General features: G+C 38.0%; 17 protein-coding genes. 5 read left to right on the forward strand and 12 right to left on the reverse strand.

The genetic code is table 11. The annotated features are described in order from the left end of the window. Positions 1-3: 3 nt before the first annotated feature. From IJS99_08000 to mobB, 12 genes are all read right to left on the reverse strand, one after another. Positions 4-1029 (reverse strand): ATP-binding cassette domain-containing protein, encoded by a 1026-nt coding sequence (locus tag IJS99_08000; GenBank protein MBQ7561758.1) that lies wholly within the window; start codon positions 1027-1029, stop codon positions 4-6. 54 nt (positions 1030-1083) lie between these two features. Beyond that, on the reverse strand, positions 1084-1740 hold the full coding sequence (gene modB / locus IJS99_08005; protein ID MBQ7561759.1) for a molybdate ABC transporter permease subunit: 657 nt from the start codon (positions 1738-1740) through the stop codon (positions 1084-1086). 11 nt (positions 1741-1751) lie between these two features. Continuing rightward, complete coding sequence (gene modA / locus IJS99_08010) at positions 1752-2507, reverse strand: molybdate ABC transporter substrate-binding protein (protein MBQ7561760.1); 756 nt, start codon at positions 2505-2507, stop codon at positions 1752-1754. Beyond that, the gene (locus tag IJS99_08015) at positions 2504-3076 is read right to left on the reverse strand and encodes a molybdenum cofactor guanylyltransferase (GenBank protein MBQ7561761.1); all 573 of its coding nucleotides are present in this window, start codon (positions 3074-3076) and stop codon (positions 2504-2506) included. The genes modA and IJS99_08015 overlap by 4 nt, the downstream gene beginning before the upstream one ends. Positions 3077-3415: 339 nt before the next feature. Continuing rightward, entirely contained in the window at positions 3416-4135 is a 720-nt protein-coding gene (gene tatC, locus IJS99_08020; protein ID MBQ7561762.1) for a twin-arginine translocase subunit TatC, read from the reverse strand. A gap of 3 nt (positions 4136-4138) precedes the next feature. Further along, positions 4139-4330 (reverse strand): twin-arginine translocase TatA/TatE family subunit, encoded by a 192-nt coding sequence (tatA, locus tag IJS99_08025; GenBank protein MBQ7561763.1) that lies wholly within the window; start codon positions 4328-4330, stop codon positions 4139-4141. Positions 4331-4349: 19 nt separating this feature from the next. Further along, entirely contained in the window at positions 4350-5330 is a 981-nt protein-coding gene (locus tag IJS99_08030) for a 4Fe-4S binding protein (protein ID MBQ7561764.1), read from the reverse strand. Between the two features lie 3 nt (positions 5331-5333). Continuing rightward, a complete protein-coding gene (locus tag IJS99_08035; GenBank protein MBQ7561765.1) occupies positions 5334-5885 on the reverse strand; it encodes a 4Fe-4S dicluster domain-containing protein in 552 nt (183 codons plus the stop codon). Positions 5886-5906: 21 nt separating this feature from the next. Next, on the reverse strand, positions 5907-6908 hold the full coding sequence (locus IJS99_08040) for a hypothetical protein (GenBank protein ID MBQ7561766.1): 1002 nt from the start codon (positions 6906-6908) through the stop codon (positions 5907-5909). 9 nt (positions 6909-6917) lie between these two features. Next, positions 6918-8486, reverse strand: a complete 1569-nt coding sequence (locus IJS99_08045; protein ID MBQ7561767.1) for a molybdopterin-dependent oxidoreductase — start codon at positions 8484-8486, stop codon at positions 6918-6920. Between the two features lie 18 nt (positions 8487-8504). Further along, positions 8505-9143: a molecular chaperone TorD family protein gene (locus IJS99_08050; protein MBQ7561768.1), complete on the reverse strand. Its 639-nt coding sequence runs from the start codon at positions 9141-9143 to the stop codon at positions 8505-8507. Between the two features lie 317 nt (positions 9144-9460). Beyond that, entirely contained in the window at positions 9461-9946 is a 486-nt protein-coding gene (mobB, locus tag IJS99_08055; protein ID MBQ7561769.1) for a molybdopterin-guanine dinucleotide biosynthesis protein B, read from the reverse strand. Positions 9947-10283: 337 nt separating this feature from the next. Here mobB and IJS99_08060 point away from each other — a divergent pair, with 337 nt between their 5' ends. The 5 genes from IJS99_08060 (at position 10284) to IJS99_08080 (ending at position 15273) form a co-directional block, all read left to right on the forward strand. Then, positions 10284-11606, forward strand: a complete 1323-nt coding sequence (locus tag IJS99_08060) for a hypothetical protein (protein MBQ7561770.1) — start codon at positions 10284-10286, stop codon at positions 11604-11606. A 333-nt stretch (positions 11607-11939) separates the two neighbouring features. Further along, the gene (locus IJS99_08065; GenBank protein ID MBQ7561771.1) at positions 11940-12956 is read left to right on the forward strand and encodes a transglutaminase family protein; all 1017 of its coding nucleotides are present in this window, start codon (positions 11940-11942) and stop codon (positions 12954-12956) included. A 57-nt stretch (positions 12957-13013) separates the two neighbouring features. Further along, entirely contained in the window at positions 13014-13694 is a 681-nt protein-coding gene (locus IJS99_08070) for a TVP38/TMEM64 family protein (protein ID MBQ7561772.1), read from the forward strand. Further along, positions 13691-14356, forward strand: a complete 666-nt coding sequence (locus IJS99_08075; GenBank protein ID MBQ7561773.1) for a TVP38/TMEM64 family protein — start codon at positions 13691-13693, stop codon at positions 14354-14356. Before IJS99_08070 ends, IJS99_08075 begins: the two co-directional genes overlap by 4 nt. Before the next feature lie 287 nt (positions 14357-14643). Then, positions 14644-15273 carry a hypothetical protein gene (locus IJS99_08080; GenBank protein ID MBQ7561774.1) on the forward strand — a complete coding sequence of 210 codons (630 nt, stop codon included), beginning with the start codon at positions 14644-14646 and terminating at the stop codon, positions 15271-15273. Position 15274: the final 1 nt, after the last annotated feature.

A 15274-nucleotide genomic window follows, 5' to 3' on the forward strand; every position in this document is an offset into this window, starting at 1 on the left:
AAATCACTCCTTCAAGATTAATAAATTTTCGGGGGGAATTGAAATTTTCACAATATCTGATTTTATTTGCTGCCATAAATTTTTGTCAACTTCCCAGCCGATTGGACTAATATTTTTATTCGCACATATGGGAATAAGCATTATAGTAAAAGAAAACGGATTCTCTATGACCTGAATAACTTTGCAGTCAAAACAATTAATTTTACTGGATTCATGAATTATACTGTGCATTCTAACGCCTATAAATTTTGTGTCAGATTTAAAATTTTTGCACTTGAGCATTATATCCCAGTCAAGCGCGTAAATTTGACCGTTAATTATTTCTGCACGCGATATATTTTTACAGCCTGTTAAGATTGCCGCGTTCTTAGTTAGTGGATTCGTAAAAATTTCCTGCTTAGTCCCAAAATTTTCGACTTGGCCGTTATTAAAAATTGCGATTTTATCACAGAGTCTAAAAACTTCGTCCCTATTATGCGATACAAGAATTATAGAGCCCTCGAAATCAGTAAAAATATTCAATAATTCGCGCTCCATCTGAAAACGTAAATGGCTGTCAAGTGCTGATAAAGGCTCATCGAGCATTATTATATTTGGACGGGATAATAACATTCTTGCGAGTGCTGTTCTTTGCTGCTGACCTCCTGAAATCTGAGACGGGTATAAATTTTTAACGCAGTCAAGCCCGAATCTCTCAAGAGTCATGAAAATTTCAGATTTATTTTTGCAGGAAATTCTGATATTCTGCTCAACCGTCATATTTGGAAATAGCGCGTAATTCTGAAACATTAAGCCAGTTTTACGCATTTGAGTCGGCAAATTAATTTTTTTATCGCTGTCAAATAAAATATTATTATCGAGAATGATTTGCCCAGTATCAGGCTTTATTATTCCTGATATAGATTTCAGAGTTAGACTTTTGCCGCAGCCCGACGCACCCAGAATCGCAAGAGACTCATTTTTTATATTGAATGAGACATCAAGATTAAAGCCTGAAAATTTTTTGTGAATATCAAGATAAAGACTCATGATTTACACCTGAATATTTTTGCCCGCCCGTTATAGCCCGATTTATATAATTTCTCATGATTTCCTGCGCTCAAGAAAATTTATAATCATTAATACAGCAAACGAGATCGCAATATTCACTAAGACCCATTTAAATGCAAGTTCGTCATTACCCGTGCGCCATAATTGATAAACAGTCGTAGAAATTGTAGCAGTCTTACCCGGCGTGTAACCTGAAATCATGCTGGTAGCTCCATATTCACCGAGTGAACGCGCAAAAGATAAAACACTTCCGGCCATTATGCCATTTTTGCAGCATGGTAAAATAATTTTCCAGAATATAAACGTGTCTGAGAGTCCCAGTGTCCGAGCTGAATATATTAAATTTTTATCGAGGGACTCAAACGCTCCCCGCGCAGTCCTGTACATTAACGGAAATGCTACGATTACAGAAGCAAACACGGCAGAATACCACATCATTGAAAGTTTTACAGCAAAATTTTCAAGCATAAACGAGCCTATTATTCTTTTAGGGCCAAGTAAACGCAGCAAAAAATATCCTGTTACAGTCGGAGGCAGCACTAAAGGCAGAGTCAATATTACATCAACAAAGCCCCGTAATAACGCCGGCAATTTCGCTACATACCACGCCGCAGCAATCCCAGTTAAGAAAACTATAAAACTTGAAATTAACGCGACTCTGATAGAATTTAATAACGGGTATAAATCCATTTTTTATTATTTTATTTTGCCATAGAGAAGCCTATTGACGAGAAAATTTTTATTGCTTGTGAAGATTGCAGGAACTCAAGAAAATTTTTAGCTCTTACTGGATTCTTTGCATTCTTGATAATTGCCGCAGGATATATAACAGGAGTCTTTAACATTCCCGCCGGAGCCTCGCCTATTATCATTAATTTATGAGTCGCCGCGTCAGTTGCATAAACGATCCCGCAGTCTACAACACTTTCACGCACCTGCATAGCTACTTCTGTAACGTTGCTTGCAAATGAAATTTTTTTCTCCGAGTTCAATTTGTCCCAGATTCCCATATTCGTCAAAATTTCCTGTGAATAAGCACCTACAGGAACATCTGAATTTCCAAGTGCAATTAAATTTATTTGTCCGGATTTCAAGTCATCATAAGAATTTATTTTTGCTGGGTTGCCTTCAGGGACGACTAAGACGATTTTATTTTCAAGTAAATTAATTCTTGATTCTGAGTCAATTAAGCCTGCTTTATCAAGTGCATTCATTTGCTTTTGAGCCGCAGAAATAAATAAATCACAGTCCGCGCCCTCTATAATCTGAGTCTTTAACGTTCCCGACGAGTCAAAATTATATACGATTTCTACATCAGGATTTAAATTTGTGTATATGCTCGAAATTTTTTCAAGTGAATATTGCATTGAGGCCGCCGCGAAAACTGTCAGGATTTCAGCAGATGCGCTGCTAGTGAATGCAGATAATATAATTAATAACGCGATAAATTTTTTCATGATAATATCTCCTTATTTAATAGCCAATTTCTATAATCTTCAGGTGTGTTAAGATTCACGAGAAAATTTTTATAATTATTATCCAAATATAAATAATGCACGTCAATATTTGCTAGAAATTTTTTGACACTGAAAATATTTGCGTTTATTGCCGACTCGATTTCTTTAATGCAGGATTTATTATATATTCCCGTTAAAGGCTGGATTTTGCCATTCAAGACAGGGATCAAGCAATTATCAGATTCATTCAGGTTAAAATAAAGCTCGTCAATAAAATTTGCGCTTATTCCGGGAACATCGCAGGAAGTAACAAATATAAATTTACTAGCTGACATTTTCAAAGCTGTGAGAATTCCACCGAGCGGCCCGCAATTTTCCACGCAGTCAGGCCATAAAGTAAATTTGCTGTCCGTGATTTGATGCTCATCCCTGACTGATAAAGCTATATTATTAAATCCTGTCAGATTCGGAATTATTGAATCAAGAAATAATTTATACTTGGGAGTCTTCATTCTAGTAGAGAGTCCCCCGCATAATATCACAGCCGTAGATTCTGATTTATTTATCATGATTCACACTCTAAACATAAAGCAATATCAAGCATAAAAATTTTTGATTCAAGAAATAATTTACTTTCATTCTAGTTAATAATTCCCCCGCGAAAAATTTATCATGCTTCACACCTGAAACATAAAGCAATATCAAGCCGCAAAAATTTTGATTCAAGAAATAATTTATATGCGTTCATTCTCGCAATTACCCGCAAAAATTCATGATTCACGCCTGAAAACACGAGACAACACAGCCACGAAAATATTATTATATGCGTTTATTCTCGTAAAATTTATCATGATTTCTGCTTCAAACATGAGACAATATCAGCCCCGAAATATTATATATATTCATTCTCATGATTCACGCCTGAAACGTGAAGCAATCTCCGCCCCGAAAATCCCTATTTCATACAAAATCAATAACGGAACAGCCATTAGAACTTGCGAGACTACATCAGGAGGAGTCAAAATCGCTGACACTATAAAAATTATTAACACGCAATATTTTCTTTTTGACCTTAAAGAATCAGGCTTTACGAGTCCTATTAGTGCCAATAATGACAACAAAACGGGAACTTGAAACGCCAGCCCGAATAATACAAGAAATGTCCATATAAACGACATGTAATTATTCAGTGTATACATGGGTTTAACGCCGCTGACTGTGAGACCGGTCAAGAAATTCAAGGCCGCAGGGATTATCACGTAATAAGCGAATAACATTCCCAGCAAAAATAAGCCCGCCCCGATTAATAGGCCATGAAATAAATATTTCCGCTCGTTATCTTTCAAGCCAGGCCATAAAAACGCGCAGACTTGATACAAAATCACCGGCGATGACAGGAATAATCCCGCAAAAAATGCAGTCTTCAAACTTTCCATAAATAATTCAGTAGGACTCACTGTGATTAACTGCAAATTTACAGAATGAGCCAATAATAACGCAAAAATATAATCCTGAAATAAATAACTCAATCCAAAACCTAGACATAAAGCAATAACGCTCCGGATAATTCTATTTCTTAACTCCGATAAATGCCCCGTGATTGTCATTAATTTATTGTCAGGAGTCATTAATTAGCCTTCTTTCTTGTCAACCTGCTCGGATTTATTAACTTTTTCGTCCTTGTCAGGATCGCGCGCGTAACCTCGAAATTCAGCGATTGCCTTCCCGAATGCTTTGCCGATTTCCGGTAATTTATTCGGTCCAAATATTATTAACGCGATTATCAATATTATAATTAATTCAGATATTCCAAGCCCGAACATTTTATCACTCCTTAAATATTTATGACCTGAAACAAGAAATACATAAATCTTGATTCTGTTCACTCTTAATAAAATACATCCCGCAATGACGGCAGCGAGTCATTATAATTTCACGCTTTATATTTTCATTAATCGGCCAAGAAAATTTTTTACACAATTTTATAGCATTTCTAGGGCATTTTCTCACGCATAAATCACAGCCGCTGCATTTCTCAGCATAAAATTTTAATATAGCTTTCCCGCCCGACTTCACGATTTTTAACGCTCCTGAAGGACATAAACCCTCACAAAGTCCGCATAAATCGCAGCTTTCTAACACGTCAAAATTATAAAATATTCCCGAGTCAATTTGCCCGTTATAATTAATTAACTTATCACAGAGAAATTTACGCGCATTGAATGAATTATTTTTGTCGTGCCAAATAAAATTTTCGATTAAATTATTGCTTTTATTCCTGCTCCATGTTAAAAAATTTTTTATTAAATCACGTCTTGACAATTCAGACTCGAAATTCTTATCACGAATAATATTTATATCATGATTTATTTTAAGCGAGTCAAGAAATTTTACAGCGATTTCTAAATTATCATTATTAACTCGTGAATTAATCTCGCAATTCTCACAGGGCATTATAAAATTTATATCAGGCTTAATCACTATCAATGCAGCAAGAAAAGCCGCGCTGAAAGATTTTATACAGTAAGCCCCGCCAGTTTTCAAGCATTTAAGCACGTTATCAGCTAAAATATTTCTTAGAACCTGATAATCACGTAATTTTATGGCTTCAGACGGACAAATATAAGCACATAGCCCGCAGCTTATACAATTTTTGCTATTAATTTCAGGGAGTCCATCAGAAAATTTTATAGAGTCAGAGCCGCAAATTTTCCCGCATAAATTACACGATTCAAAACGATTACGGCGGTTTAGACACATAGATTTATTCAATACCGGCAAAGTATCAGAAAAAAATATGTCAACTAATCCGCCGTGCAACATGATTTAAGCCTTCATACCCTTTTTAGGCTTGTAATATAAATTCGGCCCTGTTTTTTCCGGTGAAATATCTTCATTGACTGCACGAACTAAGCCGCTTTCTTTCTGTAAATCGTCAAGATCTACCAAAGTCAGGCACCTGCTCGTACACGAAGCAACACAGACGGGCAATTCTCCATTTTTCTGTAATTCAAGACAGCCGTTACATTTTGCCGCCTTCTTTATGTCATCACGAACTTGAACGGCATTATATGGACATGCTTTAACACAAGCCCCGCAGCCTATGCAGACATCTTTATTTACGCTTACCATTCCGGTTTCTGAATCTTTTGTCATTGCGCCGGTCGGACATGCTGAGACGCACGCAGGATTTGAACAATGCCGGCACATTTGAAGAGTGAACCAGACAAAGACATTCGGGAATTTTCCGCGCTCATCTTCACGGATCTTGATAAAATTTACTCCGACGGGCAGATCGTTCTTATCTTTACACGAGACAACGCAAGCCCTGCACTCAAGGCATTTATTCATGTCGTAGCGAAAACCTTTTTGACTCATAGTTAACCCCCCTTAATCAAGCTAAAATATTATTCTCTGAGGCCATAAAGCATCAGGAAGTGAAGGCTTATCATATTTTGCGACTTCTGCAATACACACGAACGACTCAATGTCAGGACCGGACGGAAATGTCCCAGTCAAAACATTCGGACAGCCTCCTATATCGTAACCGTCTTCATTAAGCTGAACCCACGAACCTTCACCGAGCATAACGACTCCGGGCATAACCCGCTCAGTTATATGAAGTCTCCTTACTACTGTGCCATGATCGTTAAAAATTTTAACGGTGTCGTCTTCCTTGAGTCCCCGTGCCTTTGCGTCATCAGGATTCATTAATAAGGGAATCGGGAAGGCCTCACGCAGCCAAAGTGAATTACTTACATTTCCGTGTGCACCTCTTGGAACGTGAACGCTGCAGACCTGAAGTGGATATTTGCCCTTGATTCCCTTCTCGAAATCTGAAAATGTCGCCTCATATCCTTCTGTTGACGGCTCATAAATTGCTATAGGGTGCCCCTTGTTCCATCCTGCTTTGTCTACCATTTCGGCAAGTTCTCCGCAGTAAATCTGAACTTTTCCATCACGAGTCTTTAATGGGTGCTTCTCCGGGTCGTCCCTGAATTCCTTATTATTAATATAATAATATGCATCGTCCATTTTTCGCGGAACTTGATAACTTCCTGACTCGCGCAATTCATTTATTGAGATTCTGCCCTGCTGAGGTTCTCCCTCAACGCCCATTGCTTTAATGTCTTCTGCTGTGATAGTCAAAAGAGTCTCCATTCCTGAATTATCAGGTTTAGCGACTTTTGCCCCGGCTAACATGTTAAAATTTTGCTGCTTCAGTGATACCGGCTCTACTTCTTTAGGGTCAAGTCCGAGTCTCTTCCCTAATTCTAAAGCAATCCAGCCGTCGTCTTTTGCCTCAAATAACGGGTCAATAACTTTTTGAGTCCAAATCATGACCTCGCGGGCACCGCCTAAGACCATCCCATCGCGCTCCCATGGTGTAGTAATCGGCAAAACAACATCCTAGAACATAGCATTACTATTTAATAAAAACTGGTGAGTTACGATAAAATCTACTTTCTTGTGAGCCTCGATACTTTCCATAGTGTTAGCAGTCTGAGAGACTATATTACTATGAGCATGATAAATAACGTGAACGTCTAAATCTTTTTTCGCGCCCTTCCCAGCTGTATATTTGCCCGTCAAGATTGCCCGCCAATGTTCATTAGCGCACATTCTTTCACTATTCGGGACGGGATTCTTGATTGACTTGACTCCAGTTTTACCCGGAGCGACTAAAGCAGGGCCGCCCTCCGTTGAACGTTCCTGACAACTGCACGAGAATGCACCGCCGGGGATCCCCATATTTCCAGTCATTGCAGCAAGAGTAACTTGTGCTAAACATACATGAGTCGCCTTATCAGCACGCGCCGAATTCCAAGCAAATAATGCTGTAACAGGTTTTGTTAAGCCCACTTCACGAGCTAATTTATAAATTTTATCAACAGGAGTCCCGCAAATTTTTGAAGCCCACTCGGGAGTTTTTGGCAGGCCGTCAAGATTTCCTAACACGTAATCTTTAAAATTTAATTTCGGGTCAGCACCCTCCGGCATGTGTTCAGAATCGAATCCCACCGTGCAGCGATTCAAGAAATCCCAATCAATCATGGGCTTTTCGGGGCTGTCTTCTTTCAGCATTACATAGGCCATAGCGAGAATCAAGGGCGTATCAGTCGCAGGTCTAATCGGTATATACTCATCGGCAATAACTGACGCAGTAGTCGTATACATCGGGTCAATTGCGATAATTTTTGCTCCGGCCTCTTTTGCTCGGATTAAATTATTCATTGCTGACGGGTAACTGTTCCAAGCGGGATTACTGCCCCAGAGTAAAATTAATTTTGCTTTCACGAGATCGAGTCTGTCATTCTGATTGTGAAATTTTCTGTCATAGCCTAAAATAGGTCTCATTGCCTGCCGCCATGCACCGCGCGAACGACTGCCATATTTTGACATATAACCGCCGTAAAGTCCCAGCACTCTAAAAATTTCGCCGCCCTGATTGTTGAAATTCTCATCCATTAAGAAAATTGATTTAGGGCCGTATTTTTCCTTTGAGATTTTAATTTCGGACGCTACTATGTCTAAAGCCTCATCCCATGAAATTCGTTCCCATGTGTCACGCCCTCTTAATGACTTATCGCCGCCGCCGTGTTCCCAGTGAGTCCGCTTCATTGGATATTTTAACCTGTCTGGGCCTGCTACTTGCTGACGTTGAGCGTGTCCCCTTGCACATGCCCTTAACTGCGGATAATCAATAGAATCCGGGTGTGTGTCGTCGGTCTTGAGTCTCACAATTTTTCCGCCGCTTACAAGTGCCTTAATATGACAGCGTCCCCCGCAATTATGCCAGCACGGAGCATTTTTCCATTCTCCTTTTTCCTGTGAAATAGTTTGAGCTTCAGCACTAGAAATTTTCTTTAGCTCATTCTCATAACCCGACAAAGCAGTTAAGGCCGATATTGCTGCACTCCACTTGATAAACGCTCGACGGCCTAATTTGAAACTGGCTATCTTGTCGATTATTCCCATTTTTATAAGCTCCCTTCATTAAATAATTTCATCTAGCAAATTCAAATCCTCAAAAATAAAGCCTTTAAGGATAATTGCTGCACCTCTATAAAATTCAGTCAGTGCGTACTTCTGAACATCGCACGAAAAATCAGGAATCCACTTTGTCAAATGCTCCTGTAAAAATTTTCTGCTGTCTCGTAATGCGCTTTTATCCGTGCTCAATTGCAGCATAAAATCAAGCTCAAAGCCTATATTATCGTCCGCCTCATGAGGGTAATTCTTGGGAATAAAATTATATTTCAGGTAATCCCGGCGGACTTCAAAGGCTGTATCTTGATATAATAAATGCTCGTTGCTGCGGTAAACTGACTCCCACGGCGGAGCGGGTAAAGCATAGGGCCCGACAAATAACTGCGTGAAATCCCAGCGAATCTCTGAAATCATCTCGTTATCGTCTTTCTTGTCAGTAAAAAATTTGTTGATTATATTTATTCCCGTGTCAATTAGATTTTTGCTTTCTCTAAATGGGAAGTTGTCAAAAATTTTATTGTCCCTCAGTGATTGAATTAACTGCTTGGCCGGTTCAACGTAAAATAATTTTTTCAATACGTCATAGCCGTAGCCCCGCATTTCCATTATAATTTTATAGTCTTCGCTGCTTATTTCTCCACGCATAAATTTACCCCTCAAAATATAGTTTTTACAGCTACAAAAAAGTCAAATTTTTATAGTCGTAACAAGCATTTATAAAGCAAAAAATTTTATATATATATTCAAATTTGCCGCGCACGTTTTAGTTGAAAAGTAAATTTTTATGAGTGAATAATTAATTATTTTTCCGTTCACATGTCGACGGCAGCACAAATGCAGCACCTGCAAATATATATACTGTTCATGTTACTGTCTGACTCTGAAACAAAAAAATAACGCTCCTTTTTATGATTTATATATTTATATCCGTGAAAATTTTTATAAATCTTAGCAAGATATTATTACGACTTCAATAACTGAATATCATTAATGAGCCATTCACAAAAACTGTTATAATCATTTATGTTAAATACCGGCAACTCTGATTTTAAAGGGGTGTCGCTGATTATCGCAATATATTCGCCGTCGGGGAGTTCGTAATTTGCGCGCCTGATTCCTATTTTGCGAAAATTTTTGCCGGAATTCTTGAAGCCTTCAATAATTATTATGTCTACATCGTGAATTAAATCTAAAATTTTTTCAAGCGAAATATATCTATTTTCCATGATTGCCGCGTGAGTCCCTGATGAAATTATTACAAGTTCCGCGCCCGCCTCTGAGAATTTAAAAGTGTCCTTGCCTCGTTTGTCAATTTCGAAATCGTGTGAGTCATGCTTTATAACTGAAACTCTCAGGCCGAAATTTTTTAAGACTGGGATAATGCCTTCTATAAAAGTTGTCTTGCCAACGCCTGACCAGCCCGCAAATAAATAAATGGGAATAATAATAAATCACTCACTTTTTTGCGAAATATTTTAACACAGGGATAATGCTTTCAAGTAAGTAATTACAATTTTTGACGAAATATTTTATTGTGTCTTGAATCTATCAGGCGAAAATTTTTATAGATTATTACAGCTTTATAATTTGCAGACTTGGCCGGAACATTTTTAATAATTGCCCAGTCAACACGAAAATTTTTACACTCTTTCATGAAAGATATATTTTTTTGCGTAAAAGTCAACTTCTCTGCATAAATGTTCACGAGAATATATTTAATTTTTGCCTGACACATGAAATAATTATATAAAATTTTTGCATATTATAAATTAGGAGGAATTAGGCGTGATTGTCTCAAAATTTGGAGGAAGTATAATAGCTGACACTGGAAAATTAGCGCGGGCAATGGACATATTAAAATCTAATCCCGAACGACGTTATATTATAGCCTCTGCACCAGGTCAAAATCCTAATGCTGCAGGAATCACTAATTTATTATTCATGTGCCATTCAAGTTTTAGCAAACGAGAAAATTATAATATTTTATTGGCGAAAATTTCAGAGATTTATAATAACATAATTAACTCTTTAGGCGTAAAATTTGATTTAGACTCAGAAATTGACGAGTTGAGAAAAAATTTAATTTCGGGCAAATCAGGCGATTATATAGGCAGTCGCGGCGAATACATAACGGGACGAATTCTAGCAAAATTTCTCGGCTGGGAGTTCGTTGACGCGTCGGAATTAATTTTCTTTCATGAAGATGGGACTCTCGATAAAGGAAAAACTTTCACGACTGCAAGAAATAGGCTTCAATCACTAGAACACGCAGTAATACCCAGTTTTTATGGCATAATGCCGGACGGAAATATAAAAACTTTTCAACGTGGAGACGGGGACTCATCGGGCGCAATAGTTGCGAGTGCCGTTAATGCTGATTTATTTGAGAAATGGAGCAGTGATATAAAAACTTACAGCGCAGATCCCGCAATAGTTCCAAATCCTGAGACAATCAAAAATATAACTTATGACGAGGCTGTAGAATTAAATTATTCCGGCATAAATATAATTAAAGACAGCGTTATATTCATGTTGAAGGAGTCTGGAATCCCCCTAAAAATTTGCTGTATTGAAGATGAAGACGACGGGAATAATGGCATGTTAATAAGTTCGCAATTACCCGGAAATATTTCGCGAAATATAGCAGTGTGCATAACAGGACGCAGAAATTTTGATGTGATTCACCTTGAGAAATACGGACTCAATCAAGAATACGGATTCGGGGCTAAATTATTCGGGCTGTTCACAAATTATCATATTCCCTGTGAGCATTGTTTATCGGGAATCTATAAAATGTCGTTCGTAATAAAAAATATGATGTTCAACTTGCACTATAAAGAAATTATTGACGACATTAAACGCGAAATGGAGCCGGACTCTATAACTGTCGAGAAAAATTTATCGTTGATTGCTGTAATCGGTCAGGAAATGGGAACGGTTAAAGGCATGTTCGAAAAAGTTTTCTCGGCACTTGCAAACGCTCAAATTAAAGTCAAAATGATAGATCAAGGCTCGGACGATTTGAATATAATTCTGGGAGTCTCTGATTCAGATTACGAGAACGCGATAAAAGCTCTATATCAAAATCTCATAGTGAAGGGGGATTAAATATTATTCTTTATTGCAAGTCTTGATAAATTATTACTTGATAAATAATGAAAATATATTATTGTTTTTCCTGAATAAATTAGTCTACAATATAGCAAAATATTAAATCAGGAGGAAAAATTTTTATGTCAAATAAATTAACGTGAGCCGAATACATAAATGCACGTGCTGCAGTCCTGCCGCGTTAATCATGACATAGAGATAAATTCTTAAAACTTTTCCATTTCTCTATAAATCTTTCAATTATTCCGGCAGTCAATATAAATAAATCTTGTGTAGAAGTCTAAAGCGTTTATTTGCGCTTGGATTAATTTTATAAAGGAGTGATTCTTTATGCGTAAATTTTTAGGTGTACTTCTCGTTATTGCAGTTGTGTTATCATGTTCGGCTGCATTCGCTGAGTACAAAGGCAAAGTAACATTTAATGTCTCATTGAGGGACGCGGAGAAATCTTCAAAGGCTGAATTATGGCTTCCATATCCGTTATCAGACGCAAATCAGACAATTACTGATGTTGATATTGAGTCAAACGGCGCAAAAGTCGGAGTCGAGAGCGATCCAAAGGCCGGCGGGGTTTATCTTCACGCAGTATGGACAAAACCGGGCAAAACCCCAAAACTTACTATGAGCTTTAATATTGACTCGCATTACAAGAAAAATAATGACCTCAAAGAAACTAAAGACGCATTCCCCCCCGAAGTCATGAAATATTTACAGGCGACTCCGTCATTGCCGATCGATAAGGGATTTTGTGCAGAAGCAAGCATGGAATTTATTAACAAGAAATCAATACTTGAGAAAGCACAGGGGATTTATCGCTGGGTACTTGAAAATACTTTCAGGGATGAGGACGTAAAAGAAGGCTGCGGGCTTGGTCTTCCCATTCGTACAATTTCAGAGAAAAAGGGCGGCGGTAAGTGTGCAGATATTAGCGCGGTATTTGTTGCACTTGCTAGAGCGTCGGGAATTCCCACAAGAGACGTTTACGGATTGAGAGTAGATCCGGCAAAATCAGGCGAAATCACCGGTAATTATCATTGCTGGACAGAGTTTTATTTGCCCGGTACAGGCTGGGTAATGGCTGACCCTGCAGATGTCCGCAAAAAAATGCTCAATGAAAAAATTGAGAAAGTTGACGACGCTAAAAAATGGGTTGATTTCTTCTGGGCCGGTGATGATTTATTGAGAATCGCATTAAACCGTGATACACGCGAGACAGTTTTAAGCGAGGCTACAGAGAAGACTCCATTAACATATTTCATGTATCCATATGCAGAAATTGACGGGAAGGCTGTAGACTGGTTCAGCCCGAAAACTTTTGAGTTCAATGTAAAATTTGAGCTTAAATAATTAGCTTGTTATGCCCTGTCTTATATAAATATTATGAGGCGGGGCGTTTTTTATGACATGAAATTATCAGGCAAAATATTAATTATTTCGGGATTTGTTATCGCTATATTACTATATTTTATTATTCCCGAGTATAAAAATTTTATGGACATGACATTTAGGGCGTTTGCTTCCGGAGATTTCGAGAAAATGCGCGATTTTGTTGCAAATTACGGGGCATATGCTGCTGTAGTGTCATTCTTATTAATGATTTTGCAGTCAATTGCGGCTCCCTTACCTGCGTTTATAATAACTCTGGCAAATGCGAATCTTTTCGGCTGGGTTCGAGGTTCGATTCTTTCATGGTCTAGCGCGATGGCTGGGGCGGCGATATGCTTTCATATTGCTAGGATATTAGGGCGTGAGACAGCAGAGAGATTCACAAGTAAAGCGGGCTTAAATTCAATCGATAAATTTTTTGAGCGTTATGGGACTCACAGTATATTAATAGCTCGTTTACTGCCGTTTATCTCGTTTGATTTAGTGAGTTATGCGGCCGGATTGACTTCAATAAAATTTTTGCCGTTCTTTATAGCGACAGGACTCGGACAATTGCCGGCTACTATTATATATTCATATGTCGGAGGAATGCTCACGGGCGGGGCTAAGTTGTTAATGACTGGGCTGTTAATATTATTTGCTCTGTCAGCTCTAATAATTTTATTGCGGAAAATGTACACGGAGAGTCGCAATAAATGAGAAAATTTCTTAAACCTGCAATATTTATAATGATACTCGCTGTGATGTTATTATTAAGTCATTATTATAATTTGTCCGGAGAATTTATTAACTCAATTCCGCGAATTCGTGAACTCGTTAATAATAATAAATTTTTAAGCATGATTATATATATTCTTGCGGCTTCTTTAGGCTGTGTAATTCTTGCTTTACCCGGGGCGGCGTTTGCAGTTGCTGCGGGATTATTATTTGAGCCATTCACGGGGACTGTGTTATGTTTAGTAGCTGCGACTCTGGGTGCTGTGCTGGCTTTCTTGGCCGGGCGGTATTTTTTGCGGGATTATGTAAGGCCTATGCTTGAGAAAAATTTGACTCTCAAAAAATTTTTATTCGATGATCCTGAATATAATATTATTATTTTATTGATGATTACAAGATTAGTGCCGTTATTCCCGTATAATTTGCAGAATTTTGCGTACGGTCTGACTGATATAAAGATTTTGCCGTATACTCTTTACACGTTTATATTCATGACACCCGGGGCGGCTGTCTTCACACTGGGAGCTGCGGGAGTAAGTGACTCAGAACGAGGCAAATTATATTTATTAATGGCCGGGACAATCGCAATAATTTTATTGATAGCATGTTATGTTTTGCGAAAGAAATTTATCAAGTCTCATTAATGGCGGGGCAAAATTTTTTATCGTTATGCATCAGTGATTATGATAAATATTTAGTGAGTTCTCGGCATTCTGATATTATGAGGCAGAACGGGGGCAAAAAATTTATATTATTAAATCGAGTTTGTGATATTCGCAAAAATTTATAGTGATAAGTTCGCAGTAATATAATTTTTACGGGCTATCATGTGAAAAGCTATATATTTTGTAGTAGGTTAGCGGCACTTGCGAAAATCATAGTGTTATGAAAATTTTATCGAGCTATATAATTTAGGAGGTATTTATTTATCATGAAAAAATTTTTATTAGTCATTGCAATATTAAGCGCGTTATGTTCCCTTGCATTCGCTGAAGAGTTAATTATTAACAAGGACAAGGGCGAAATTATTATACCTGCTGAAGTCAACGGCAAATATTTAGTAAGTCCCACTAAGCACGCTCTATCTTTCTATAAGGGCGGAAACGGGGAGAAGTCCATAATGCGGGCTCTTGTAAGCGAGATAGATTATTATAATGCTTTAACGGAACTCGGTGCAAAACCGGGCAATAATATCAAGCCTGAAGATATGAAAGCAAAATCAAGCGCAGAAGGCAAATCAACAGAGGGCGATAAAATTTCAGTATTCTTGACGTGGGAAGGCTCAAACGGTGAAATCCCATTAGATGACGCTATAGAGACTCATACACCGGACGGGCAGACAAGAAAGTTAGATTTAAGATTCACTGGTAATTTAGAATTTGCGCAGAAATTTCACCCGGGCTGCTTTATATGTCTTGACTCATGCGCGGCAGGTATAACAACAAATGCTGCTTGGCCTACAGGAGCTATGAATAATAAAGAAGTCAGCTTTAAGGGTAACGCAAAAACTCTCCCGCCCGACGGAACTAAAGTCAATGTTATAGTGAGGCTCGTTAAATAAA

Source organism: Synergistaceae bacterium, assembly GCA_017444345.1.
Lineage (GTDB): Bacteria > Synergistota > Synergistia > Synergistales > Aminobacteriaceae > JAFUXM01.